The sequence below is a fragment of the Ideonella sp. FW305-24 genome (assembly GCF_058788035.1).
The window spans coordinates 133,243-158,355 of record NZ_JBYTAI010000004.1 but is presented as its reverse complement, the minus strand read 5'-3'; the positions used below and the strand labels follow the sequence as shown (position 1 = coordinate 158,355).

The following is a 25,113-nucleotide window of genomic DNA, read 5'->3' as shown; positions in this document are numbered from 1 at the left end:
CGGGACTACCCCCCGCAGTCATGGTTTGGTCATCAATTGGGCAGGACTTGCCTGGCGCCGCCGCCTATCTTTGCGCCAGGGCTGCAGATCACCCACTGCCGCACTACCACCACATGGTGGGGCCCGGGCCACCCGCCCGGGCATCCCCCACATCCCAGAAGCCAGTCCGCTAGGAGTTTGCCCGTGCCCGCCGTCGTTGCCTGTTTCCGCCTTCTGCCCTCCGTCCAGTTGCTGGTCGCCGCGCTGGCCGTGTTCGCCCTGGGCGACTCGGCCCATGCCCAGTCCACCGCCCTGAACGGCAAGAATGGCGCCGTCACGCTGGGTGACCAGCCCACCGTGCTGCCGATGAAGATCGTGCGCCAGGGCGACACCACGAATGCCGTCAGCGTGCATTACCAGACCGTGGACGGCTCGGCCAAGGCCGGCAAGGACTACTGGCCCACCAGCGGCATCGTCACCATTCCGGCCGGCGCCACCAGCGTCACGGTGCCGGTGCAGGTGCTGGGCAAGAACGCCAAGCACCGCAAGCTGGGCAAGTTCACGCTGCAGCTGGACAAGGCCATCGAGACCGCCGGCAGCCTGGACACGCTGGCGCTGGCGACCACCACCCCCGCGGCCGCCATCGGCCAGTTCATCTGGGGCATGGCCAGTGCCGACCTGGACGGCGACGGCATGCCCGAACTGGTGCTGGCCAACCAGGACGCCGGCACGCTGGACGTGCTGCTGAACAAGACCGCCGCCGGCGCGACCGGCACGCCGGTGCTGGCCGCTCCCCTGGCGCTGGGCATGATCTCGGCGCCGAACAAGCCGGCCGCCTGCGACCTCAACGGCGATGGCAAGCCGGACCTGGTGGCCGCCGGTGCCGGCATCAACCAGTTCACGGTGCAGATGAACAGCTCGCAGCCTGGCGCGCTGAGCTTCGTGCGCACCGACGTGGCCTCGCTGCCCTGGGGCTACATGAACCAGATGGCCTGCGCCGACTTCGACGGCGACGGCAAGATCGACATCGTCGGCGCCGGCTTCGGCTCGCCCTCGGCGGCCGACACCAACCGCGCCATCGTCTTCCGCAACCTGACCAAGCGCGGCGAGACCACCGTGGCGCTGGAGGCCCCGATCGGCTTCGCAGCCAGCGCCACCAGCAGCTTCTCGTCGCCGCAGACCGTGGTGACGGGCGACTTCAACGGCGACGGCAAGCCCGACATCGCGCTGGGCAACAGCAACGGCGCCAACGTTGCCATCTTGCTCAACACCACGCCGGCCGGTTCATCGAAAATCAGCTTTGCCCCGGCCACCACCTTCGACACCTTCGAGGGCGCGACGGACATGATCACGCTGGACATCGACGGCGACGGCAAGACGGACGTCATCACGATGAATGGCGAAAACGGCTTCGGCGCCACCTGGGCCCTGCTGGTCAACCGCACCCCCGCCGGCGCCACCACCCCCGTCTTCGTCCCCAACGTGCGGCAGATTGGCGGCGTGCCCTTCGGCATGGCCACCGCCGACATGGACCTGGACGGCCGCCCCGACGTGCTGGTCAGCTACCTGGGTGTGGGCAACACCCCCACTGGCGCCATCGGTGTCCTGCTGAACCGCAGCACCGCCGGCAGCGACAACCCCAGTTTCCTCCAGGCCAACATGGTGACCGGCACCGATGAGCCGCATGCCGTCGCGGCAGTCGACCTGAACCAGGACGGCCTGCCCGACGTGGTGACGGCGGACATGGTGTTCAACAGCCGCGCCAAGCTGCAGGTGGCCCTGCAGTCGCGCAGCACGCTGCCGGTCCAGATCTTGCAAAGTGGCATCGGCAAGCTGCAACCCTGACGTCACTGCCGGGCATTTGCTTCCGCGAGCCCGGCGAGCCGGGGCCCTCGCTCATCGTTCCCTTGTTGAAACTCAGAACCATTTCCCACATGCAAAACACTTCCCTGCGCCTGATTGCCGCTGCCGCGATCGCCCTCTGCATGGGCCAGTCGGCCCTGGCGGCACAACCCGCCGCCGATCACCCCGCCGTGCAACGCGCGCTGGCCCATCTGGGCGGCCAGGCCCTGGCCTCGGCCCACGGTTCGGGTGCGGATGCCTATTCGGTGCGCGACCTGGTCGTCGATGCCGACGGCAGCGAGCACGTGCGCTTTGCCCGCACCCACAACGGGCTGCGCGTGATCGGCGGCGACCTGGTGGTGCACAGCCGTGCGGACGGCAGCCTGCGAGGCCTCAGCCTGACCCAGAAGGCCATGATCCAGCTCGACCTGACACCCAAGGTGGAAGCCGCCCTGGCCGCCAGGACCGCGCTCGCCGCCACCACCTCGCTGGCTTCCGCCGGCAGCGTGAAGCACAAGGAACTGGTGATCTACGCCCGCGGCGCCCAAGCCCAGCTGGCCTGGGACGTGCGCGTGGACGGCGTGCAGCCTGACGGCACGCCCAGCCAGGCCCACCTGATCATCAGCGCCACCGGCAACACCCTGCTCGACCAGTGGGACGAGATCAAGACGGCCGACATCAAGGGCAAGGGCAAGACCCTGTATTCCGGCAACGTGCCGCTGCATTCGGACCTGACCGACACCACCTACACGCTGAAGGACCTGAACCGCGGCGGCCACTACGTGGTGGACATGAAGAGCCGCCAGTTCGGCGGCACCGTCTTCACCGGCACCGACAAGATCTGGGGCGACAACACCGAGACCAGCAACGAGACCGTGGCCGCCGACGCGGCCTATGGCCAGAACATGACCTGGGACTACTACCAGAAGACCTTCGGCCGCAACGGCATTGCCGACGACGGCCAGGGCGCCTACTCCCGCGTGCACTACGGCCGCAACTACGACAACGCCTTCTGGAGCGACGACTGCTTCTGCATGACCTACGGCGACGGCAACAGCTTCACCCCGCTGGTCTCGCTGGACGTGGCCGGCCATGAGATGACCCACGGCGTGACCTCGCGCACCGCCGCGCTGATCTACTCCGGCGAATCCGGCGGCCTCAACGAGGGCACCTCGGACATCATGGGCAGCATGGTCGAGTTCTTTGCCAAGAACGAAAACGACGTGGGCGACTACCTGATCGGTGAAGAGCTCTACCCGGCCGGCAGCGGCGAGGCCCTGCGCTACATGCAGCAGCCCAGCAAGGATGGCGGCTCGGCCGACTGCTGGTACAGCGGCGTCGGCAACCTGGACGTGCACTACTCGTCCGGCGTGGCCAACCACTTCTACTTCCTGCTCGCCGAAGGCACCACCGCCGGCTCGCCGTCCAAGACCTGCGTTTCGGGCGACACCAAGACCGCGACTGGCTCGGCCACGCTGACCGGCGTCGGCCGCAAGAAGGCCGCCAAGATCTGGTACCGCGCGCTGACCGTCTACATGACCAGCAGCACCGACTACGCCGCCGCCCGCGCCGCCACCATCAGCGCCGCGACCGACCTGTTCGGCGAAACCTCGCCGGAGACCGAAGCCGTCAAGGCGGCATGGACGGCCGTGAACCGCTCGTGATGCAGGCCTGACCGGCACGCAAAGGCCGCACCCGGCAACGGGTGCGGCCTTTTTCACTTTGGGCGGCGGGGAGCGCGCGCCCGCGCAGCGATGCGGCCGCTGCGTTGACGGCGGGTCACGCCGGCCCGTTCACTTCGTGACGCGGTAGACGACGCCGCTGCCCGACCCACCGGCATACGTGGTGCCGTAGAACCAGTGCACGTCCGTGGCCTTGTCGCGCAGCAGGGCGGCCCGCGAGTAGCTGCCGGTGGTGCCGTCGAACGAGTGAAGCGTCTTCAGCTTGCCATCAGGCGAGAGCTTGAAAACCGTGCCGTTGTACTGGTAACCGCCCCAGTTGGTGGTGCCCAGCAGGTTGCCCTTGCCATCGAGCATCAGCCCCGCTTCCGGCTCCGAGCCATCGGCACCGCCAGTAAAGTCATAGAGCACGCTGAAGGTGCCGCCCGGGGTCAGCTTGAAGATCGTGCCGTTGCCCGTCGCGCCGCCCGCGCCGGTGGCGCCGTAGAGGTTGCCGTCCGCGTCCAGTGTCAGCGGGACATGCGAGAAGAAGCCGGAGGCATGGTCGAAGGTCTTGAGCGTGGTGAAGGCGCCGCTGGCATCGATCTTGAAAATCGTGCCCGAACTGCCGGTGGCGGTGTTCGACGTGGTGCCGTAGAGGTTGCCGGCCGCATCCATCACCAGGCTGGCGGCGGGATATTTGCCATCGGCGCCGGTGAAGCTGTGCAGGATGGTGAGCTTGCCGTCCAGGGTGACCTTGAAGACAGTGCCGAGGCCGTTGGCGCCGCCGTTGACCGTCGTGCCCAGCAGCTCGCCGCCCTGGCCCCAGATGAGATCGCTGGCGGGCGTGTACCCGTCGACATTGCTGGCCCCGAACTCATAGATCGAGGTCAGCTCGCCTTTTGGCGTCACCTTGTACACATTGCCCGCGCCGTTGCGGCCGCCAACCTCGGTCACGCCGTAGAAGTTGCCGTCCGAGCCCTTCAGCAGGCCGGACATCGCGAGGTTGCCATCCACGCCGTTGAAGGCGTGGATCACCGTCTGGGTGCCATCCGGCGCCAGCTTGTAGATCGTGCCCGCACCATTGGGGCCGCCCGCGGAGGTGGTGCCGTAGAGATTGCCCTTCTTGTCGGCGACGAGGTTGCCGGCGGGCCAGGCGCCGTCATTGCCGCCGGTGAAGGTGTAGAGCACCTCGAATTTCGGGCCGTTCTCGCCGGCATGGACGGTGGGCAGCACCAACGCGCCGGCCATGAAGGCCACGCTGGCGACCAGCGCTCCGAAGGTCTTCCGATGGCCACCAGGCCTTGCCGAGGACAACACAACTTCTCGATCGAACATGGGACTTTCCAATGCGGGTTAAGGGTGCCCCCAGGGCTGGGCTGCGCCCAGCCCGCCCCCGTGGGGGTTGAGGAAACTTGGGACGGCCCGGCGTTTCCTCAGGGGATGCCCCAATGTAGTCAGCCGGCACTGCTTGCGGAACCCTTCGGATGCCCAGGCGATGACAGGGCGCGCCTGAACTTGATAGTTGCTGATAATTGGCTCAGGCCGCGACGCGCGGCAGCCAGAACGCGATGCGCGTGCCATGCGGCCCGGTGTCGACAGCGACGCGGGCTTCGTGCACCTTGGCCACCTCCGCGACGATCGCCAGGCCCAGCCGGCCACCGGAGAAGACCGAGCGCTCGCCGCCGGTGCGAAGCAGCACCTGCTGTGCGGCAGCGGGCATGCCAGGCCCATCGTCGGTCACCACCATCGCGGCCTCATGCTCGCTGAAGACCACCGAGACGTCCACCCGCCCGCCGTCGCGCGAAAACTTCAGTGCGTTGTCAACGAGGTTGCAGAACGCACGCATCAGGGTCTCGCGATGTCCCACGATGGCAATGCCGAAAACCAGGTCCAGCTCCAGCCGCCGGCCTTCATCGATCGCACGGCGCTCGAAGGTCTCGCAGGCGGCATCCACGAGCGACGCGAGGTCCAGCGGCACCCGGTCGGCGATCGGCAGGCGACTGAGGCGGGCGACGGCCAGGAAGCGGTCCGTCATCGCCAGGGCGCGCTCGGCGAGGCGCTCCGCGCGTTGCGCTGCGGACTTCGGCGTCACGCTCTGCAGCGCCGGACCCAGCGCCACCAACGGGGCACGAAGGTCATGGGCCAGGAAGGCCAGTGTCTCCTCGCGCTCGGCGTGCAGCCGTGCCTGCTCTGCATTGCGCTGCATCAGCTCGTCCTGAGCGGCGCTCAGTTCGGACAAGGCCTGTTGCAGCGAGCGGGCCCGCTCCGCCTCGATGTCGGCGATGCGGCGTTGATGATCGCGTTCGGCCCGGGCCGATTCAGCCTCGTGACGCAACTGCGCCGCCATGGCGAGATGGCGCACCTCCCGGCTGTGCGTCGCCTCCCGGGCGGCTGCCGCGTCGAGCGAGCGCGCATAGGCCGAGGCATGTTCACCCACCTTGGCATGCTGCTCGGCCAACTGCTCGAAGAGGCGGTAAGGCACCCGGAAGTCGGGCATCGCCACGGCGACGGCCAGCGCCTGTCCCAGGTAGTGCAGCGGCGCGGTCGTGGCCGCCAGCGGCACCGGCGGGCTCAATGCAAAGCGATCATGCAGGCCCGCCAGCAATTCGAGCGCATCGATCTGGGCGTGCGGCCATTGCATGGCTTGCGCACTTTCGAGTGCCGCCAGCGCGCCTTGCTCCGCTTCCGGTGCCCGCCCCATCAGCATGAACGCCCGGGCGCGGCCGAGGCACACGGCGAACAGGAAATTCTCGCGATAGTGCTTCTGCGACAGGCGCTCCAGTTCGTCGCTCCATTGCAGCGCGGCCATCGCGTCGCCCCGCGCCAGCGCGAGGCGCCCCTGGAAAGAAAGTGCTTCCAGGTGCAGATAGGCGCCAGGCAGTTGCTTCAGGACGGCCAGCGACTCATCCAGCATGGCCTGGGCCGTCGAGCGCTTGTCCAGGGTGTCCAGGACCTGCGCCGTCTGCAGCAGCGCAGTGCCCACCAGGACCGGCCATCCACAGGCCTTGGCCATGCCCAGCGCCTCCTGGGCCCACTCCAGAGCTGTCCCGTGGTCGTTGAACATGGAGAACGCCATGCTCAGGTTGGCCGCGGTCGTGATCTGCTTGCGCACCATGCCGCACACGCGGGCCGCTTCCAGCTGGTCGCGCAGCCAGGTGATGGCCAGGCCGTATTCACCGCGTTGAAATGCCATCACCGCGCGCAGGTCGTTGGTGCAAGCCACCAGCACGACGCTGCGCCGGCTGGTCAACTGCGGGTCGATGGCGGCAGCCCAATCGCTCGCCGCATGCCCGTTGTCCGCCACCGCGGCGTTGTAGGCCATCGCGGCATCGATGATCGCAAGGCGCAGCGGGTCAGCGGCTGCCAGCGCCGCGGCACGCGCCTGGTTCAGCGCAGCGTCGCGCTTGTCGTGGTGGCCCAGGTCGGCCTCCAGCGAAGCCAGCAAGCCGTGCATGTCCGCGGTGCCGGCCATGTCACCAGCGCTGGCAAACAGATCGCGGGCCGCCAATGCGTGCGTGCGCGCCGGCTCGAACGCCGCAGCGAACAGCGCCTGCTCGCCGAAAACCAGCTGCAGCCGGCCCAGCAGCGAGGGCGCTTCCGAGGAGGCGATGCTCACGAGGGAAAGCGCTTCGCCTGCCATACGCCGAGCCTGCGCAGGATCGCGCTGGCGCAGGTGCCATGCAAGCGTGACCAGCAAACGGGCGCGTGCCTCACCGGTCGATGCCTGCAGACGCGCCTGCCAAGCGGCCACCAGCTCATCGGTGGCCACCGGCGCCACGGCATCGGTGGCCGGCGGTGTCAGCGACGACGGCTCATCGTCCGGGGAGGGAGTCGCGTTCACGAGGGCCGTTCACGAGGACATGGGTGGAGGGCAACACCGGGAGGCGAGCCCCAGGCGCTCAGCCAGCGGGCAGCTCGAGGCGGTATCCGGAACCGTAGACGGCGACGAGCCGAATCCCGCGCCGCGCCAGCCCCAGCTTCTTGCGAACCGCATGCACATGTTGGGCCAGGGTGTGGGTGGCGACCTCGCTGGCCTTGCCCCAAACCGCGGCGAGCAGCTCAGCACGCGGGATGAAACGGTCCGGGTTGTTCATCAGCAGCCAGATCAGGTCGAACTCACGTGGCGTCAGGACGAATCGCTCTTCGGGCGCATCGACATCCACCACGCTCTGACCCGCATAGTCGAGGCAGAACGATCCGAAGGTCAAGCGTCCCCGGTAGGCCACAGGCACCTGTGTGATGCGTCGCGCAAGGGCCTGCAGCCGCGCGCGAAGAATGGGGCGTGCCACCGGCTTGGTGAGGAAGTCGTCGGCGCCCGCCTCGAGCGCGGAGACGATGAGGTCCTCGCTGTCAACCGAGGTCAGCATCACGATGGGAATGCGCAGGCCGAAGTGTTCCCGCACCTTGCGCAGCACCTCGAAGCCGTTGAGGTCCGGCAGCCACCAGTCCAGCACGATCATCTGCGGCGTGGCCTCGGCCAGTCCCTTGAAGAACGCGCTGGCGGTCGAGAAGTGCGAAATCTCGATGCCGGTGGCAGCCAGGCAATCGATCAAATGGGCCGCGTGCTGCGGATCGTCCTCAAGCAGAAAGCCGCGCACTTACGGCTCGCAATGGCATGACACGCGATCGTCGTTGCCGTGACGGAAATGGACGGGAGCCGGCAGGCACATGGCGGTATCGAGGTTGGACAAGACGCTGGGCCTTGATTTGACGCCAGACCGTGCACGCGCCTTCAGCGGAATGTTCAAGAATCATCAAAAGCCGCGTCGCGGCCGCGGTTCAGCGCCTCACATCACCGTCGCGCAGCATCACCGGCTCGACCGAGCCGCCGGCCACGCGCTTTTGCACCGCCGCATGCAGCTCGGCGGCATGGGCCAGGTAGGTGGCCAGCGGGTCGTCGTCCAGGCTGGCGGACTGGTAGCGGTAGTGCAGCACTTCCTTGCCGATGCTGGCGCCGACCTCGGTGTCCTGCACCTGCACCCAGAAGCGCACCGTGCCGGAAGGAAGGTGGAAAAAGGCCTCTGTGCTCATCGCGTCTCCGTTGAGATGTCTTGTGTATGCGGGCAACCCGCTGCTTGCCCCGCAGGGCAGCATTGCCCGCGGCGGGGCCGCCGTCCGTGCGCTGGCACACATACGCCGACTGTACGGCGACCGAGCACAGCCCATGCCATCATCGGCCCAGACGGGAGAAATGCCGATGACCGAACCTTTGTTGCTCAGCACCACACGCATCACCACCTACGACGGCGACCGGGTGCTGACCGGTGCGACCGGTTTTTTCTTCGAGCGCGAGGATCAGCTGTTCCTGGTGACCAGCCGGCATGTGTTCATCGACGCTGCCAGCAAGCATCACCCGAACCGCATCGAGATCGAGCTGCACACCGACGAGGTGGACCTGCGTGCGATGCAGGTGCTGTCGCTGTTCACCTACCACGAGGGCTTCAGCCTGTGGCGCCAGGCCAGCGACGGCGGCGGCGAGATCGACGTGGCGGTGCTGCCGCTGCCGCGCGAGTCCTTCCCCGCCGGCACGGTGCTGCGCTGCTTCACGCCAGCGCACGTGCAGCACACGCAGCCGGACGTGGAGGTCGGCCAGCCGCTGCTGGTGGTGGGCTTCCCGCTGGGCTTCCACGACACGCTGCATCACCTGCCGGTGGTGCGCCAGGCCAGCGTGGCCTCGGCCTTTGGCGTGCGCTTCCAGGGCCAGGGCTTTTTCCTGACCGATGCCCGCACCCACCGAGGCGCCAGCGGCGCGCCCGTGGTGATGCGCGACGCAGCGCTGGGCGCCACGCTGCCGTGGCGGCTGCTGGGCGTGCACGCCTCGCGCATGGACATGGGCACACGCGACCTGGTGCTGGATGAATCGCTGGGCCTGAACTGCGCCTGGTATGCGGACATTCTGCTCACGCTCACCGCGCCACCGGCAGCAGCCGCAGCCACGGGTGCGTCAGGCACCATCACCCAAACGTGAACGCGAAGGCCTGCGCGCCTTCGTCCAGGAACTCGATGTTGAACACCCGTTCGCGACCGTCCGAGGACTGGCGCACGAGCTGGTAGAGGCGTTGGGCTTCGATGCGGCCGTTGCCTTCGGCGTCGGTGTCGCTGCCGTGGTCGGCACCGGGCGGCTGGCCGTCGATGCGGACCTTGAAGCGCAGGCTGCGGCCGGGCTGGCCGGGGCCGAGCACCAGGTGCAGGTCGCGGGCCTTGAAGCGGTAGGTGATGCGGGCGCCGGCCTGCGGCGCATCCAGCTGTTCTTCGCCAACGCGCCAGTTTCCGGCCAGGGTCCACTGGTTCAGGTTCAGCCGCGGCGCGGGCGAGAAGCGCTGCGTGCGGCCGCCTGCACGCAGCTGGCCCAGCGTGGCCACGAAGCCTTCGGCGCGGGCGCCGCCGAGGTAGGTCTCGTCGGAGGCCGGTGCCTGCGGCCCGGCGGCCGCCTGCGTGCCCTCGCCTTGCGGCGCCACCAGGTCCTCCGGCACGTTGCGGCGGCCGGCCTCGCGCAGCAGTTGCTGGATCATGCGTTCGGCCTGGTCGTAGCGGCCTTCGCCGAGCTGGCGGTGGCGGATCCTGCCGTTCGCATCGACGAAGTAGAACGCCGGCCAGGCACGGTTGCCGAAGGCGCGCCACAGCGCCTGCTGGCTGTCCACCGCGACCGGGTAGGCAATGCCCAGCTCCTTCACCGCGCGCTGCACGTTAGGCAGGGCCCGCTCGAAGTCAAACTCCGGCGTGTGCGCGCCGATCACCACCAGCCCCGACGAGCCATATTTCTCGGCCCAGGCGCGCACATACGGCAAGGTGCGCAGGCAGTTGATGCAGGAGTAGGTCCAGAAGTCCACCAGCACGACCTTGCCACGCAGGGCCTGGGCGTCCAGCGGCGGCGAGTTGAGCCAGGCGGTGGCACCGTCCAGCGCCGGCAGCGGCTGCTGCCCGCTGGGCGCGGCGCCCAGCCAGTCGCCACCGGCCATGCCCCACCGGCCGGTCATCAGCGCGAACCAAGTGGCCAGCAGCACCGCGGCGGTGCGGGGGGCCAGCCAGCGGCGGGTGGAGGAAACGGAGGTGGGCTTCATGGCCGGCATGCCTTTGAGTGGTGCTTCAGTGCGTCAGGGCTTCGTGCGTCCGTGGCCCGGTCAGTTGACCGAAAACGCGACGTCGATGTTGCCGCGGGTGGCCTTGGAATACGGGCAGGTGGCGTGCGCCTCGTCAACCAGCGCACGGGCCACCTCGGGCGCCAGGCAGGGCAGGCTGATCGCCAGCCGGGCTTGCAGGAAATAGCCGCCTTCGCCAGTGCCCAGGTCCACCTCGGCGGCCACCGCCACGTCGGCCGGCAGCGCCACCTTCATGCGGCGCGCGGCGTGACCCATCGCGCCAATGAAGCAAGCCGACCAGCCAGCGGCGAACAGTCTTTAACATGAGGCATTCCTTTTGAGAAAGGTTGGGAGATTCAGAGGCGGGCGACATCGAGCACGGCCTGTGCAAAGGCGGCCGGCGCCTCCTGCGGCAGGTTGTGGCCAATGCCGCCTTCGATCAGCCGGTACTGGTACTTGCCGGTGAACTTGTGGCGGAAGGCCGCGTCGCCCACGGCATGCGGGGCGCCGTTGGCATCGCCTTCCAGTACGATGGTCGGCACGCCGATGGTGGGGCCTGTGGCCAGGCGCCGCTCCAGCGCGTCGTAGCGGGCCTCGCCGTCGGCCAGGCCCTGGCGCCAGCGGTAGTTGTGGATCACGATGGCCACGTGGTCCGGGTTGTCCAGCGAGGCGGCGCTGCGGGCGAAGGTCGCGTCGTCGAAGCGCCACATGGGCGAGGCCGTCTGCCAGATCAGCCGGGCGAAGGCGTCGCGGTTCTTCTCGTAGCCGAGGCGGCCCCGCTCGGTGGCGAAGTAGAACTGGTACCACCAGGCGTATTCGGCCGCTGGCGGCAGCGGCGCCTTGTTGGCCTCGCGGTTGCCGATCAGGTAGCCGCTCACCGAGACCAGCGCCTCGCAGCGCTCGGGCCACAGTGCCGCGATGATGTCCGCCGTGCGGGCGCCCCAGTCGAAGGCGGCGAACAGCGCACGCGGGATCTTCAGCGCGTCCAGCAGGGCGATGATGTCCAGCGCCACCGCGGCCTGCTGGCCGTTGCGGAAGCTGTCCACCGACAGGAAGCGTGTGCTGCCATGGCCGCGCAGGTGGGGCACGATGACCCGGTAGCCCTGGGATACCAGCAGCGGTGCCACCTCGGCGAAGCTGTGGATGTCGTACGGCCAGCCGTGCAGCAGCACGACCACCGGGCCGTCGACCGGGCCCAGCTCCGCATAACCCACGTTCAGCAGGCCAGCCTCGACCTGGCGGATGGGGCCGAACGACGCGGCCGTCGTGCCGGCCGCGTTCTGCGCGGTGGCAGCACCGGTCCAGGCCAGGCCAAGGCTGGCGGCGCCGAGGCTGATGGCGGTGCTGCCGAGGAACTGGCGGCGGGAAGCAAGCGGGGTGTGGGACATGGGCTCTCCTGGCAAAGACGGGGGACTGCGGGCACGGGGCGAATGGTCCGCGTTCCACCCCGTGCGATCAAGAGCAACTAACATCACGCTTCGTTGCCCGTTGAGCAACACCAAGCAACGCCCGCCAGCAACGCATTCAGGGGAGCCATGTGATGCGAGAGATCAACCAGCAGCGCCTGCGCTATTTCCGCGAGGTGATGGCGCAGGGCACCATACGCGGCGCGGCCGACAGCCTGAACACCGCGCCCTCGGTCATCACCCGGCAGATCCGCCTGCTGGAAGACGAGCTGGGAGCGCAGCTGTTCGAGCGCGAGGCACGCGGCGTGAAACCCACCGAGGCGGCGGCCCACCTGCTGGATTTCTGGCGCGGCTACCGCTCGCACCAGGAGCGGCTGGAAGACCGGCTGCAGGCCATTCAGGGGCTGCAGCTGGGCCGTGTGCGGGTGGTCATCAGCGAGGGTTATGTGGACCTGCTGGTGGCCGAGGTGCTGACCGACTTTTGTGCCCGCTACCCGAAGCTGGAGATCGAGGTCGAAATGCTGTCGATGGACGACCTGCAGGCCGAGGTGGCCGAGGGCCGGGCCCACATCGGCCTGGCCTACAACCCGCCGCCGCACGAGCACATCACCACGCGCGCCAGCTCGGCCCAGCCGGTCATGCTGGTGGTGCACCCACAGCACCCGCTGGCCCGGCGCGGTGGCCCGGCCAACCTGCAGGATCTGCTGGCCCATCCGCTGGCGCTGATGCCGGCCAGCTTTGGCGTCGGCAAGCTCATCGAAATGCTGGCCTTCACCGAAAGCATCGCGATCCGCCCCACGCTGACCACCAACTCGCTGACCGCGCTGAAGCGCATGGCCGCCAGCGGCCACTTCCTGACGCTGATCGGCGAGTTCGCCGCGCAGCGCGAGATCGAGTCCGGCGAACTGGTCGCCCTGCCCGTCGACCACGCCATGTTCCGCAACGCGCAAGCCAAGCTCCTGGTGCGCGCCGGCCGCCCACTGGTGGCTGCGGCCAACGAGCTGCTGGACTGGCTGTTGATGAGGATGACGATGTTCGCCGCCGATCCCGGCACCAGTCCTCGCTGAATGGTGTCCAGGCGCTCTCCCGCTGGGTGGACGGCAGCGCCGAGTGGCAGATGGACATGACCCGGCTTTGCTCCGAGGCCTACCCTGCCCCCAGCCCGGACAGCGCGGAAGCCGAAGCGCACGATGGCGCCTTCCTCTGCGAGCTGTGCGTGCCGGTCAAGCCCAGGTGACACTCGCTAAAAGGCACCTGAATAGCGCCCTCACTGGCCGTCCCGGTCGTGATGGTCCACCGGCACGAAGCTGAAGCCGGTCTTTTCCTGGCGCACATGGCCCAGGCCAGGGAACGGCAGGTGCGGCGCGGCCACCAGCGCGCGGTCGCTGGCCAGCTTCTCGAACTGGGCCTGGCGCTGCTTCGCGGCAGCGGGCTGGTCCACGTCGTAGGTGATGGTGATGGCCGGTTGCGGGAACTGCACCGCCTGCACGTGCACCACGTCGCCGATGAAGGTGATGGCCTGGCCGCGGCTTTCCACCCGGTAGAAGGCATGGCCAGGCGTGTGGCCCGGCGTCGGCATGGCGGTGATGCCGGGCAACAGCGTCGTCACGCCGCTGAACGGTTGCAGCTGGCCCGAGGCCTTGTAGGGCGTGAGCGCCGCGGTGGCCTGCGCGAAATAGGCCTTGTCGTAGCCGCCCACGCCTTGCTGGTGGGCCGGCGCGAGGAAGAAGTCCACGTCCGGCTGGCCCACGTGCAGCGCAGCCTTCGGGAACACCGCCTTGCCCTCGTGCACCAGGCCGCCGCTGTGGTCGGTGTGCACATGGGTCAGCAGGATGTCGGTGATGTCGGCCGGGGACCTGCCTGCTGCGCGCAGCCTGTTCAGCAGCTTGCCGCCGTAGCCCGGGCCGAAGAAGTCGCCCGCGCCCACGTCCACCAGCACCAGACGCGAGCCGGTGTCGATCAGGAAGGCATTGATGGAGGCCTCGACCGGGCTGGCGAGGAAGGAACGGGCCAGCAGCCCGTCCACCTCGCGCTGGCTGCCACCCTTGAGCAGCGCATGCAGGTCCTGCGGCACCGAGCCGTCGGACAGCACGGTGATCTCGAAGTCGCCCAGCTGATAGCGGTAAAGGCCGGTCTGTGCGTGTTGCGTGACGGCGGTGCTGGCCGGCTCGGCCGCGGCGGCAAAAGCCGTGAAGCCGGCGGCCACGAGCGTGCTCAGCACAAAGGCAGCGGAACGGAGGGCAGAAGTCTTGTTCATGGAAACCTGGCGGAAAGAAGTGGGAACGTCCGTCAGGTTACCCATCGCCATTCACAATGGTGAGTGGCTTATTTCGATACGAGGCATCGGCAATATGGATATCAAACGCTCCGAGCTCCCGCTGCTGATTTCGCTGGACGCACTGCTGGCGGAGCTGAACGTGACGCGCGCCGCCAGGCGGCTGAACATCAGCCAGTCGGCACTCTCGGGCCAGCTGGCGCGGCTGCGCGAGGCGTTTGGCGACCCGCTGCTGGTGCCCTCGGAAACCGGCCGCGGCATGGTGCCGACCGAACGCGCGCTGGAGCTGAAGCCGCGGCTGGGCGAGGCGTTGGCGATGCTGCGCGACGCAGTGGCCAGCGAGCTGGCCTTCGACCCCAGCACCTCGCGCCGCACCTTCGTCGTGGCGGCCAACGACAGCGTGTTCACCATCATCGGCCTGACGGTGATGGCCGCGGTGGTCCGGCAGCAGAACCCGGCGCTGCGCCTGGCGGTGATCCCGGCCGACGACGGCGGCACGCTGGTGGCCCGCATGGCGCGCGGCGAGGTGGACCTGTTCCTTGGCGACTCGGGCAAGGTGCCCGACACGCTGAAGGCCCGCTTCCTGATGAGCGACGGCTTCCAGATGGCGCAGCGCAAGCAGCACCCACGCGGGCTGCAGCCAGCCACGCTGGACGAATACTGCCGGCTGTCGCACGTCATCGTCTCGCAGAAGGCGGATTTCCACAGCCCGACCGACGACGTGCTGGCCACGCTGTCGCGCCAGCGCCAGGTCGCCGTCACCGTGCCCAGCTACAACCAGGTGGCGCTGGTGCTGGCGCAGACCGACTGCGTCGCCACGCTGCCCAGCCAGCTGCTGCAGCGCTACGCGGCCATCGTCGACGTGCTGGACCTGCCCTTCGAGATGCCGCGCTTCAACCTGGCCATGGCCTGGCACCCGCGGGCCCAGCAGGACCCGGGCTTGAGCTGGCTGCGCAAGCGCTTCGTGGAAGCAGTGCCCAGCACCTGACACTCAAGCGCCGGGCTTGCAATCCAGCTGCGGCATGCGCTGGGCCGGGTCGCCGGCCTGGGTGGCACGCACCGGCTTTTCGGCCGCGCCGCGCCAGGGCTGTTCAGGCCACCACGGCGTGTGGCCGGCGCCGTCGGCCAGCGTGGGCTGCACGCTTTCGCCGGGGCGCGGCGTCAGCACCTGCGTGCCGTTGCAGCGGGCTGCCGCCAGCACGCGTTCGGCCGGTTCGGTCCAGCCGTGGTTGGCCAGCGCGAACAGGCCCCAGTGCACCGGCATCATCACCTTGCCGCCCACCCACTGGTTGGCCAGCACGGCCTGCTCGGGGCCTAGGTGCCAATCCGGCCAGTCGGCGTCGTACTGGCCGGACTCGATCAGCGTCAGGTCGAACGGGCCCAGGCGCTGGCCGATCTCGCGCAGCGTGTCGTGCAGCCCTGTGTCGCCCGAATACCAGGCCTTGTGCTGCGGGCCGATGAAGGCATAGCCGGCCCACAGCGTGTGGTTGCTGCGCGGGTTCAAGCGGCCCGAGGCATGCCGGGCCGGTGTGGCCGTGACCTGCAACTCGCCCAGCGCGGTGGCCTGCCACCAGTCCAGCTCGGTGATGCGCCCGGCCGGCACGCCCCACAGGCGCAAGCGCTCGCCAATGCCCAGCGGCACGATGAAGCGCGGCGGCTCGGGGCGCGCGTTCAGCGCCTGGATGGTCGGCGCGTCCAGGTGGTCGTAATGGTCGTGCGAAACCAGCACCGCGTCGATGCGCGGCAGCTTGTCCAGCGCGATGGGCGGTGCGAACCAGCGCTGCGGCCCGGCCCAGCTGACGGGCGACGGACGCTGGCTCCAGATCGGGTCCAGCAACACCTTCTGGCCGTCGATCTCCAGCAGCGTGGACGAATGGCCGAACCAGGTCACGCGCAGCCCTGTGGCGGGTGGCGAGGCCAGCGCTTCGCCGTCACTGGCCAGCACAGGCACGGGCGACTCGGGCGCGCGGGCCGGGGTCTGGTTGAACAGCACGCCGGTCAGCGCCTTGAGCGTGTTGTTCCACATCGGCTGCGGGTTGTGGAACTCGCCGTCATGCCACTGCGGGGACTCGGCCTTGCGCGCGTCGGCCTGGGCCGCTTCGTCGTGCGGCGTGCCCCAGTGGTCCAGCGTGGCGCAGCCGCTCAGGCCCGCCACGGTGCCAACGACGGTGCCCGCCACGGCGAGCAGCAGCCAGCGCCAGAGCCGGCGCTTCGGTGCGCTGCGTTCAACCACGGCTTGCACCTCCCGCCGCGGCCGGCCGCAGCAGCGACAGCGCCTGCAGGTCCGGCGACTCCAGCACCGGCTTCGGCCCACCTTGCGACGCCAGCACCAGCATCGCCCGGCCCAGGCGGCGGGTGTCCAGGACTTGGCCGGGCAAGGCATGCCGCGCCAACCACAGCAAGGGCCCGGTGAGGCGATAGAACCAGTCGTAGAAGCCGGTCTTGGAGTGGATGCCATCCAGCGGCACGATGACGCCCGGTCGCAGCAGGTAGACGGCACGGAAGCCAACGCGCTGCAGTGCGTTTTCGGTGCGGCCCTTCACACGCGCCCACATCGAGCGGCCCTGCTCGGTCGTGTCGGTGCCAGCGCCCGAGACGTACAGGAAGGTCATCGCCGGGTTCAGCACCTGCAGCGCACGGGCGGCGGCCAGCGGCAGGTCATGGTTGAAACGGGCGTAAGCCGCCTCGTCCAGCCCGGCGGCCGACACGCCCAGGCAGAAGCAGCAGGCGTCCACCTCGCGCAGCTCGGCCGCAAGCGGCTCGGGCAGCACCACTTCGCCGCCTGGCGCACCCACGCCGAACAGCGCGAACAGGTCCGGCTGCAGGTGCTCGCGCAGCTTGGCAGCGTTCGGCGTGCGGGCCCACGGCGCGGTGCCCGCTGGCGAGCGGCCCAGTGTGTGCACCTGGGTCACGTCGTCGGCCCGCAAGGCCTCACGCAGCAACGCCTGGCCCACCATGCCGGTGGCGCCGATGATCAGCAATCGCATCGTTTCACGCTCCAGAACCGGCAGGCATCACGATGCCGCGCCAGAAGACCTCGAAAGCCGCTTCCGCATGGTCCGGGTCGCCCGGCTTCGCGGTGGCCACAAAACCCATCGTCGCTTCGGCCATGCCGCCCAGCAGCGCGCACAGGAAGTCGAACGGCAACGGACGCAGCACGCCCTGCGCGATGGCCTGTTGCGCCGCGTCGCCCAAAGGCCCAAACGCGGCCATGCCGGCGGCGCGGCTCTCGGCCGTGACCCGGTCCGAGTGCTTGAGCTGCGTCATCACCTTGAAGCGCGCCGGGTTGGCCGCACCCCAGTGCACGTAGGTCTTGAAGACATGGCCGAAGCCGGCCTTCACGGTGGCCACGCCCTCGCCGGCCGGATGGCCGGCCAGCATGCGCTCGGCCAGCTCGCCCTTGAGCTGCCGGTACAGCGCGTTGACCAGCTCGTCCTTGCTGGCGAAGTAGGTGAACAGCGTGCCCTCGGCCACGCCGGCCGCCTTGGAGACGGCCGAGGTCGGCGTGTGCCACACGCCGCGCACCGCGAACTCGGCAATGGCGGCCTGCAGGATGGCGTTGCGCTTGTCTTCGCTACGGGGGCGAGCCATGGCAATCGGCAATATTTAGTTGAGTGATTACTCAATCATATTCATCACCGAATGGCCGGTCAATCCGCATGGGCTTTACTTGATGAGTTGCGGTCGCGTGCAGCGTTGGGAGCTCTGTTGGATGCAACGGGCCTGTCCGCCTACGAACCGACCAACCGCTACGGGCGGTACGCCTTTGGTTGCAACGCTGCTGTGAGCCAGTCGCAGTGGGCCGAGGACAGGCGCCGGCTGTCCTCGCGATTTGCTGCGGCGACAAAAGCCAGCCGAGCATGTGCGTGACTCCCGGCCAGAGCGGGCCGTCAGCATCCAGCTTGTTAGCCGGCCTGGCGGACTGCCGACGCTCGCGCACTGCACCAGGCTCGACGCATAGGCCGCCCGGAGACGCGTTGCGCCCGAGTTTCTCTGCTGGCCGGATTACGGCCAAGCACCGCGGCAACTTCGCGAAGACTTCGGCCCTGCTGCCGCAACGCAACCAGCGTCACCAGGTCTTCAGGCTATGGATGTCGATATCTCCGTCATCCTCATACCTTACCGGTTGGCAAGGGGTCTACTTCAGACTTGAGACCGCCAATTCATGCTTGTACGCTATTGAACTACTTTCCCGCGGTTTCTTTAGCTGATAGAAGTTGTGCATCCAATTCGTTCGATCTACCACGCAATTCCAGTAACCTTTGCTGATCTTTCTCGGCGGCAATCAATGTTTGCACTGCAAGTTTTTGCGCAACCAGAAGGGCAGTTTGGAACGAAGCGAATACATCCGGCGTCACACCTGTGCCTTCCCAATTCGTATTGGTTATGGGATTGACTGCTCGGCCAGTAGGGATAAATGCAGAAAAATTACCCTTTAGGCGAACAATATCGCCTGGATTGGCCCCGCCGCTCGTGGCCTCTCCAACAATTGTCGCGCGCTTGAGTATCTTCAGATTGTAGCTGAATGCTTCGGCGGCAGAAAATGTGCGTCTGCTCGTTAGGACAAACACAGGCTTAAGCTGCCCGAATTTGGGTCCGAATACATTTTCATCTGTCCAAAACTGTTGCGTGCGTGCACCGTCACGCCAATAAAGATCGGTGAGGTGCGTTCGCTTATCAAAGAGGTAGCTGGAAAGCAAAGCTACCGTATCGGGGTCGCCACCGTGGTTATTTCGCAGATCCACGATCAACACGGCGCTGTCAGCCACCTGAGCCATTGCGACCGCGATTGCCTGCTTGGAGTAATTTGGGGGAGAAAATTGATGTACGTCAAGGTAAGCAATGTTTCCCGAAAGCCTTTCAACGGTAGCAAACGCGGAACCAAAGGCCTCGATTTGTTTTCTTGTGAAGGCGTCTTTTTCGGCTTGCGTTGAATTGTCAATATCAGAGTCGATCGGCAGAGTTTCCCCGTACCTACATGAAGGTGAAGGTCATTGCAAATCGCTTGCACATCAGTGGTCAATAGGGTCGAAAGCCCTACTGCATATTTCACCGAATCGTAGCCGCCATCATTGAGCTTCTTTTTCAGTGCAATTGCCGTTTGCTCTCCAATATCAGGGAACACGTAAAGATCGCGCATTTTGTCGGCGAGGGAATTTACAATCTGGACGCGACTTGCTGCATCAACTTTGTCGTCGGCAGATGGGGTGCTTTCCGCATGCGCGTAACTTTGCGACATGAGCGCAACGATCCAAAAGATCACGCAGAGAAGAAATCCGGAGCGCGGAGTTTTGATCATGTGGATATGAAGGTTGGGAGCTCAGGCGGTTGAGCACCCGATGCTCGTACTGGCGGGCGGCCCGCCCTTGCTGCGGTCCGCTCGCGGGCGTACGACGTCCACGGCTGCGGCCATCTTTGGCTTGAAATGGCGCTGCACGAACATGTCGTCTGGTGCTTCCTCAGGAGAGAAGCCCGAGGGCTTGATGCGCGGCGTGATCATCGCGACATCTTGCCGCAGCCTGTGCTGGTCAAGCCTATGCCCTCGTCAAATGGCCAGTGTTGCGCTTGATGATCGGCCAACGTATCGCTGTGAATTGCTTCGAAGTCACGCCGCAACGACGGGAGTGTTCCAGGCTGCCGGCTGGTCATTCGTGCTTACCGCGGCTGCCAACTGGCCGTTCGCCCTTCCTTTGGCTGCCGCATGGTCAAAGCCGCTTCCGGATCGAGTGAAGCGTCAGTGACCAGTCACAGAAGAACAATCTATTGGGATCAAGGAGTTGGAGCTATGCGTGACGGGTCATCAACGCTTCCGGCGCCTACTTGATCAAGCCATCCGCCTTGAACATGGCCTTGATGCCGCGCACCGCCTGGCGGATGCGGGATTCGTTCTCGATCAGCGCAAAGCGCACATGCCCGTCGCCATGGTCGCCAAAGCCGATGCCGGGCGACACGCAGACCTTGGCCTTCTCCAGCAGCTGGCGTGCGAACTCCAGCGAACCCAACGCGCGGTAGGGCTCGGGAATGGGCGCCCAGATGTACATGCTGGCCTTCGGACACTCCACCGCCCAGCCGGCTTCGGTGAGGCCCTTGTAGAGCACGTCGCGGCGGCGCTGGTAGCTGGCGCCAATGTCCTGCACGCATTGCTGGTCGCCCTCCAGCGCAGCGATGGCGGCCACCTGCAGCGGCGTGAAGGTGCCGTAGTCGTGGTAGCTCTTGATGCGCGCCAGCGCAGCCACCAGGTCCGCGTTGCCGACCATGAAGCCGATGCGCCAACCTGCCATGTTGTAGCTCTTGGAGAGCGTGAAGAATTCGACCGCCACGTCCTTGGCGCCGGGCACCTGCATGATGGACGGGGCCTGGTAGCCGTCGAACACGATGTCGGCGTAGGCCAGGTCGTGCACCACCAGGATGTCGTGCTTCTTGGCCAGCGCCACCACGCGCTCGAAGAAGCTCAGCTCCACGCACTGCGCGGTGGGGTTGGACGGGAAGCCGAAGACCATCATCTTCGGCTTGGGGTAACTGCCGCGGATGGTCTTCTCCAGCTCGGCGAAGAAGTCCACCTCGCTGGAGACCGGAATGGCGCGGATGTCCGCCCCGGCGATCACCGCGCCGTAGATGTGGATGGGGTAGCTGGGGTCCGGCACCAGCACCGTGTCGCCGCGGTCCAGCGTGGCCAGCATCAGGTGTGCCAGGCCCTCCTTGGAGCCGATGGTGACGATGGCCTCGTGGTCCGGGTCGATGGCCACGCCATAGCGCCGCTCGTACCAGTGCGAGATGGCGCGGCGCAGCCGCGGGATGCCCTTGCTGGCCGAGTAGCCGTGCGTGTCCGGCCTTTGAGAGACCTCATTGAGTTTGGCGACAATGTGCGCCGGCGTGGCCCCGTCGGGGTTGCCCATGCTCATGTCGATGATGTCTTCCCCGCGCCTGCGGGCCGCGAGCTTCAGCTCCGCGGTGATGTTGAAGACGTATGGCGGCAGGCGGTCGATGCGCGCGAAGCGGCGCTTGCCGCTGCTGGTGGCAGAGGAAGAAGTGCTCATTGAATTGTCACGTGAGCGCCCGGAACCGTCCGAGCGACGTGGGCGGCATGTTGCCGGTCCGGGGACGACTCTAACGCAAGCCGCGCCTGTCCCGTTGCGGGGCTGGCGCACCAGCGCCAACCCAGTTCAGGCCAGCGCACGCCAAAGCGCCAGCAGGCACAGCCCGCCGTAGAACAGCAGCAGGCTCTGCATGCCCAGGCCGGTGAGCTTGACGCGTTGCTGCCGCTCACGCAGGAAGCGCCACGCGGCCCGGCCCGCCGGCAGCAGCGGCAGCAAGGTGAGCGCCGCCAGCGCCGGCGGCACGCCTTGCTGCACCCACAGCGCGAACAGCGTGAAGCTGGCGCCCAGCGCGCAGGCCAGCACCAGCGCCATCGCGCCACCGCCGCCCAGCACCTGCGAATACAGGCGTTCGCCCGGCCGCGCCAGCGCCGGCCAGGCGGTCTTGCGCAGCAGTTCGTAGACCAGGAAAGCCAGCGCAAACGCGACGATCACCAGCACGCCGCGGGCCGAAGGCGCCGCGCCGGTGCGTGTCAGGAAGGCGGCATAGGCGTAGACGCTGAGGGCCACGTTCACCGGGTAGGTCAGCAGCAGGTTCAGCAGCATGCCGTCACGCAGCGCCGCCGAGCGGCGCTCAAGCGCGACCAGCGCCAGCCCCCAGCCCAGGTCGGCCAGCACGATGAACAGCGGCCAGGGCGCCAGCAGGCTGTTGATCGCCAGCACCGCCAGCGCCGTGACCCAGAGGTAGCGGTACAGGTCGCGCAGCGTGACCAGGCCACGCACCAGCGGGCGATCCGGGTTGTGCACACGGTCGTAGGCCAGATCCTTCCACTCGTCGACCACGCGCAGGAAGAACAGCACCAGAAAAAAGGTGGCAATGCAGGCCAGGCTGCGCGCGTCGGGCCGCCACTGCCGGCCCGCCAGCCCGCTCAGCGTGCCCTCCAGCGCCAGGTACCACGCGGCGGCATAGGCCAGGTGCAGGCCGGGCGCATAGACCTCGTGCAGGAAGCCCAGCAGCGGCCAGCGCGAGCCGGCGGTACTGGTGGTGGTCGTCACGCGGCCTCGGCCATGGCGGGTGCGTCACCGGCCACCGGCAGCTCGATGATCTCGACCCGCCCGCTGGCGCCGTCCATCTCGATCAGCGCGCCATCGGGAATGCGCGTGGTCGCGCCCGGCAGCGCGACGATGGTCGGGATGCCGAACTTGCGGCCGGTGATCGCCGTGTGCGAGAGCATGCTGCCACGCTCCACCACCATGCCCTTGGCCGAGAGCATCAGGAACAGCCAGCCGGGGTCGGTCTCGCGTGCGACCAGGATGGCGCCCTCGCCCAGCGCGCCCACGCTGTTCGGGTCGATCACCACCCGCGCCCGGCCGCGGACCTTGCCGGTGCTGGAGCCCAGCCCGCGCAGCTCGCCTTCGGTGGGCGTTTCCTGGCTGGGCGCCAGCAGCACGTTGTCGCGCAGCGGGCCCAGCGTGGTCAGGTCCATTGCGGTTTCGGCCAACTCGTTCTGGCTGAATTCTCGCCGCCGGAGGTCGGCCAGCGCCTGCAGGTCCTGGGTCACGCCGCTGCCGTCCAGCCAGCCGAACAAGTCGTCCTGCGACAGGTGGTAGACATCGTCGGCGCTGCGCAGCACGCCTTGCGCCACCAGCCGCCGGCCCATGGCCCGGAACACGTTCTTGCTGAAGCCGAACAACTCGCTGCGGCAATAGCGGCTGTTCTCGCGGTGGCGGATCAGCCCGCGCACCTTGGGCAGCAGGTAGGCCAGCACCAGGCGCTTGAGCGGCGCATCGGCCAGCAGTTCCTTGAGCCGCAGCTCGGCCGCCTGGCGCAGCGCCTGCTCGCGCTCGCGCAAGCCCTGCACCGTGACCTCGCCGCCCACATAGCCCTGCACCATCTGCATCAGCAGCTGCGGTGTGTGGCGCATGTTGGGCTGCTCGATCTTCAGCTCCTGCAGGCCGCGGTCGCCGTAGCGGTGGCAATGGCGCCTGGCGGCGGCGCAGAACTCGGCGTCCAGCGCGTCGGCCGCCACCGCGTCCCACAGCGCCTGCGGCTGCATGTGGGCAAAGGCCTGGCGCAGCGCCGGCACCGCGCGCACCCGCTCGGCCAGCCGCACGGCGCTGCGCACGATCTCCACGCTCATCAGGTCCTCGTCGCCGCACAGCAGGTCGCTCATCAGCGCCTCGTCTTCGGCCAGGCCCCATTTCCGGAACAGGTTTTCGGTCAGCCCGTACAGCACCGGCAGGTAGGTGTCGTTCAGCAGCGTGACGCCCCATTCATTGCCGACCTCGCGCCACACGCGATGGAACTCGTGCTCCAGCACCAGCAGGTCCTGTTCGTCGAAGTCCCGGCCACGCAGCGGCGCGATCAGGCCTTCCCACCATGCGTGGAAATGGCGCATCGCGCGCTCGTGCGTGAAGTAGCGGTACAGCACCACGGCGCCGGCCGACGCGGTGGCCAGGGCCTTGCCGGTGGCGCGCAGCGCGCGGCCGAAAATGCCGGCGGGCGCCGCCTGGTAGGAGGCGCGAAAACCCATCATCTTTTCCCAGTGCCCGCGGAAGACCGGGAACAGCGGGCTGCGCGAGTGCAGGTGGTAGAAGTGGGTCAGGCAGTAGTACACGCGGCCACCCACGAAGCCGATCATGCGGTCCAGCGCCTCGTGTTCATCGTGCAGCCCGCGCTCGCTCATGCCCAGCCGGCGGTAGCAGTCGTGGAAGATCACGCGATAGAAGTAGCGCGAGAACGAGTAGGTCAGCGCGGTGGTCACGCCGGGGAAGCTCTCGGTCACGTTGGCATTGGTCCAGACGCGCATGCGGCGGTAGTCCAGCGCGATGGGCCGCGACTGCAGCACATGCACCTGGCCTTGCGCGTCTATCGTGCCCTCGATGTCCTGCGGCGCGCCGAACACCGCCTCGATGCGCCGGCCCAGCTGCACCAGCGCGCGGACCTCGTCGTCCGACAGCACCGGCGCCTGCTGCAGTGCCACCGGCACGGCCAGCATCGCCAGCCCGCTGCCACGCGCCGGGTCCAGCCCCAGCATCTCGGTCTTCTCGACCACCTCGGCGCGGATCTCGCCGCTGCTGCCGAGCACGAAGAAGTGATCGGTCGCAACCTTGTCCTGCACCACGCCCTCGCCGATGCCGTGGCCGGCGGCAATCACCGTCTCGCGCGCGGCAGTGCGCGGGTTGACAGTGAACAGCACGAAGGAGCGCTGGCCCAGCACCATCTGCTGCACCGCCACGCCGACGCTGAAGCCCAGCAGGTCCATGCCCTGGGCCTGGCGGTAGACCAGCGACTCGGGGCTGAAGCCGCTGGCCCAGCACAGCCGCATTTTGGCCAGCACCTCTTCGCGCCGCACGTAGAGAAAGGTCTCGCTCATGCCGGCGAAGGGGTTGTCGGCAGAGTCCTCGCTCTCGTCGAGCCGGTGGCCGATGGTCGAGGCGCGCACCGCCACCAGCGCGTCGGCCGGGAAATGGCGGTCGAAGCTGGCCAGCACCGCGGCCTCCTGCTCGGCGCTCAGCGGCAGCGCGACAAAGCGCTCGCGAATCGCCGCAGCCGCTTGCCGCACGGCCTGGCCGTCGCTGAAGTCCAGCTTGGCCAGCAGGCGGGCCACCTCCTCGCGCAGCGGCCAGAAGACCTCGTCGAAAAAGGCCGCGGTCAGCGCAAAAAACGGCGGCACGGCCAGGCCTTTTTCGCGCATCACGCGCTGGCGGGCCAGCTTGCCGCCCACCGCCTGGTCGTCGCGCAACTGGGCCTCGGTGGCAATGCGGGCGCCGATGCGCCGCGACCGCGGCGGCGGGCCGGACGGGACCTGCATGATCTGACTGGATGCGCTCATG

The 25,113-nt window shown here is 67.8% G+C and carries 21 protein-coding genes and 1 pseudogene; 5 read left to right on the top strand and 17 right to left on the bottom strand.

What is annotated here, in order from left to right; translation table 11 throughout:
• The first annotated feature begins 183 nt into the window (after nucleotides 1–183).
• Both AC3WR5_RS12655 and AC3WR5_RS12650 read left to right on the top strand, forming a co-directional pair.
• Nucleotides 184–1,824 (top strand): FG-GAP-like repeat-containing protein, encoded by a 1,641-nt coding sequence (locus tag AC3WR5_RS12655; protein ID WP_170200870.1) that lies wholly within the window; start codon nucleotides 184–186, stop codon nucleotides 1,822–1,824.
• A gap of 89 nt (nucleotides 1,825–1,913) precedes the next feature.
• A complete protein-coding gene (locus AC3WR5_RS12650; protein WP_492484857.1) occupies nucleotides 1,914–3,485 on the top strand; it encodes a M4 family metallopeptidase in 1,572 nt (523 codons plus the stop codon).
• Between the two features lie 129 nt (nucleotides 3,486–3,614).
• Here AC3WR5_RS12650 and AC3WR5_RS12645 read toward each other — a convergent pair whose 3' ends face one another.
• The 4 genes from AC3WR5_RS12645 to AC3WR5_RS12630 all read right to left on the bottom strand — a co-directional run bounded on the left by AC3WR5_RS12645 (nucleotide 3,615) and on the right by AC3WR5_RS12630 (nucleotide 8,513).
• Nucleotides 3,615–4,817, bottom strand: a complete 1,203-nt coding sequence (locus AC3WR5_RS12645; RefSeq protein ID WP_492484855.1) for a choice-of-anchor tandem repeat GloVer-containing protein — start codon at nucleotides 4,815–4,817, stop codon at nucleotides 3,615–3,617.
• 202 nt (nucleotides 4,818–5,019) lie between these two features.
• The gene (locus AC3WR5_RS12640) at nucleotides 5,020–7,323 is read right to left on the bottom strand and encodes a sensor histidine kinase (protein ID WP_492484853.1); all 2,304 of its coding nucleotides are present in this window, start codon (nucleotides 7,321–7,323) and stop codon (nucleotides 5,020–5,022) included.
• Nucleotides 7,324–7,381: 58 nt separating this feature from the next.
• Nucleotides 7,382–8,080, bottom strand: a complete 699-nt coding sequence (locus AC3WR5_RS12635) for a response regulator transcription factor (protein WP_141287834.1) — start codon at nucleotides 8,078–8,080, stop codon at nucleotides 7,382–7,384.
• Between the two features lie 181 nt (nucleotides 8,081–8,261).
• Complete coding sequence (locus AC3WR5_RS12630) at nucleotides 8,262–8,513, bottom strand: DUF1488 family protein (RefSeq protein ID WP_141287835.1); 252 nt, start codon at nucleotides 8,511–8,513, stop codon at nucleotides 8,262–8,264.
• 166 nt (nucleotides 8,514–8,679) lie between these two features.
• On the opposite strand from AC3WR5_RS12630, the gene AC3WR5_RS12625 reads away from it, so the two are divergent.
• Entirely contained in the window at nucleotides 8,680–9,450 is a 771-nt protein-coding gene (locus AC3WR5_RS12625; RefSeq protein ID WP_492484851.1) for a S1 family peptidase, read from the top strand.
• On the opposite strand, the gene AC3WR5_RS12620 is transcribed toward AC3WR5_RS12625, so the two are convergent.
• The 3 genes and pseudogenes from AC3WR5_RS12620 to AC3WR5_RS12610 all read right to left on the bottom strand — a co-directional run bounded on the left by AC3WR5_RS12620 (nucleotide 9,437) and on the right by AC3WR5_RS12610 (nucleotide 11,949).
• A complete protein-coding gene (locus tag AC3WR5_RS12620; protein ID WP_492484849.1) occupies nucleotides 9,437–10,543 on the bottom strand; it encodes a thioredoxin family protein in 1,107 nt (368 codons plus the stop codon). The genes AC3WR5_RS12625 and AC3WR5_RS12620 overlap by 14 nt on opposite strands.
• Nucleotides 10,544–10,603: 60 nt before the next feature.
• Nucleotides 10,604–10,879: pseudogene (locus tag AC3WR5_RS12615) on the bottom strand (Ohr family peroxiredoxin); the annotation flags it as partial.
• A 38-nt stretch (nucleotides 10,880–10,917) separates the two neighbouring features.
• Nucleotides 10,918–11,949 carry an alpha/beta fold hydrolase gene (locus AC3WR5_RS12610; protein ID WP_492484847.1) on the bottom strand — a complete coding sequence of 344 codons (1,032 nt, stop codon included), beginning with the start codon at nucleotides 11,947–11,949 and terminating at the stop codon, nucleotides 10,918–10,920.
• Between the two features lie 152 nt (nucleotides 11,950–12,101).
• Between AC3WR5_RS12610 and AC3WR5_RS12605 the strand changes: the two genes are divergently transcribed.
• Complete coding sequence (locus tag AC3WR5_RS12605; RefSeq protein WP_492484845.1) at nucleotides 12,102–13,034, top strand: LysR family transcriptional regulator; 933 nt, start codon at nucleotides 12,102–12,104, stop codon at nucleotides 13,032–13,034.
• Nucleotides 13,035–13,234: 200 nt separating this feature from the next.
• Here AC3WR5_RS12605 and AC3WR5_RS12600 read toward each other — a convergent pair whose 3' ends face one another.
• A complete protein-coding gene (locus AC3WR5_RS12600) occupies nucleotides 13,235–14,224 on the bottom strand; it encodes an MBL fold metallo-hydrolase (RefSeq protein WP_492484843.1) in 990 nt (329 codons plus the stop codon).
• Nucleotides 14,225–14,318: 94 nt separating this feature from the next.
• On the opposite strand from AC3WR5_RS12600, the gene AC3WR5_RS12595 reads away from it, so the two are divergent.
• Nucleotides 14,319–15,230, top strand: a complete 912-nt coding sequence (locus tag AC3WR5_RS12595) for a LysR family transcriptional regulator (protein WP_492484841.1) — start codon at nucleotides 14,319–14,321, stop codon at nucleotides 15,228–15,230.
• Between the two features lie 3 nt (nucleotides 15,231–15,233).
• Here the strand turns inward: AC3WR5_RS12595 and AC3WR5_RS12590 are convergent, their stop codons facing one another.
• The 9 genes from AC3WR5_RS12590 to AC3WR5_RS12550 form a co-directional block, all read right to left on the bottom strand.
• Nucleotides 15,234–16,475, bottom strand: a complete 1,242-nt coding sequence (locus tag AC3WR5_RS12590) for an MBL fold metallo-hydrolase (protein ID WP_492484839.1) — start codon at nucleotides 16,473–16,475, stop codon at nucleotides 15,234–15,236.
• On the bottom strand, nucleotides 16,468–17,229 hold the full coding sequence (locus AC3WR5_RS12585) for a Rossmann-fold NAD(P)-binding domain-containing protein (protein WP_492484837.1): 762 nt from the start codon (nucleotides 17,227–17,229) through the stop codon (nucleotides 16,468–16,470). Before AC3WR5_RS12585 ends, AC3WR5_RS12590 begins: the two co-directional genes overlap by 8 nt.
• 4 nt (nucleotides 17,230–17,233) lie before the next feature.
• The gene (locus tag AC3WR5_RS12580) at nucleotides 17,234–17,833 is read right to left on the bottom strand and encodes a TetR/AcrR family transcriptional regulator (protein WP_492484835.1); all 600 of its coding nucleotides are present in this window, start codon (nucleotides 17,831–17,833) and stop codon (nucleotides 17,234–17,236) included.
• A 593-nt stretch (nucleotides 17,834–18,426) separates the two neighbouring features.
• The gene (locus AC3WR5_RS12575) at nucleotides 18,427–19,032 is read right to left on the bottom strand and encodes a S41 family peptidase (protein ID WP_492485482.1); all 606 of its coding nucleotides are present in this window, start codon (nucleotides 19,030–19,032) and stop codon (nucleotides 18,427–18,429) included.
• On the bottom strand, nucleotides 18,990–19,541 hold the full coding sequence (locus tag AC3WR5_RS12570; protein ID WP_492484833.1) for a hypothetical protein: 552 nt from the start codon (nucleotides 19,539–19,541) through the stop codon (nucleotides 18,990–18,992). The genes AC3WR5_RS12575 and AC3WR5_RS12570 overlap by 43 nt, the downstream gene beginning before the upstream one ends.
• A 21-nt stretch (nucleotides 19,542–19,562) precedes the next feature.
• The gene (locus AC3WR5_RS12565) at nucleotides 19,563–19,742 is read right to left on the bottom strand and encodes a hypothetical protein (RefSeq protein WP_211361513.1); all 180 of its coding nucleotides are present in this window, start codon (nucleotides 19,740–19,742) and stop codon (nucleotides 19,563–19,565) included.
• 316 nt (nucleotides 19,743–20,058) lie between these two features.
• Nucleotides 20,059–21,279: an alanine transaminase gene (gene alaC / locus AC3WR5_RS12560; RefSeq protein WP_492484831.1), complete on the bottom strand. Its 1,221-nt coding sequence runs from the start codon at nucleotides 21,277–21,279 to the stop codon at nucleotides 20,059–20,061.
• A 126-nt stretch (nucleotides 21,280–21,405) separates the two neighbouring features.
• Entirely contained in the window at nucleotides 21,406–22,332 is a 927-nt protein-coding gene (locus tag AC3WR5_RS12555) for a UbiA prenyltransferase family protein (protein ID WP_492484829.1), read from the bottom strand.
• Nucleotides 22,329–25,112, bottom strand: coding sequence for a PEP/pyruvate-binding domain-containing protein (locus AC3WR5_RS12550; protein WP_492484827.1), 2,784 nt, complete (start codon nucleotides 25,110–25,112; stop codon nucleotides 22,329–22,331). The genes AC3WR5_RS12555 and AC3WR5_RS12550 overlap by 4 nt, the downstream gene beginning before the upstream one ends.
• Nucleotide 25,113 lies beyond the last annotated feature (1 nt).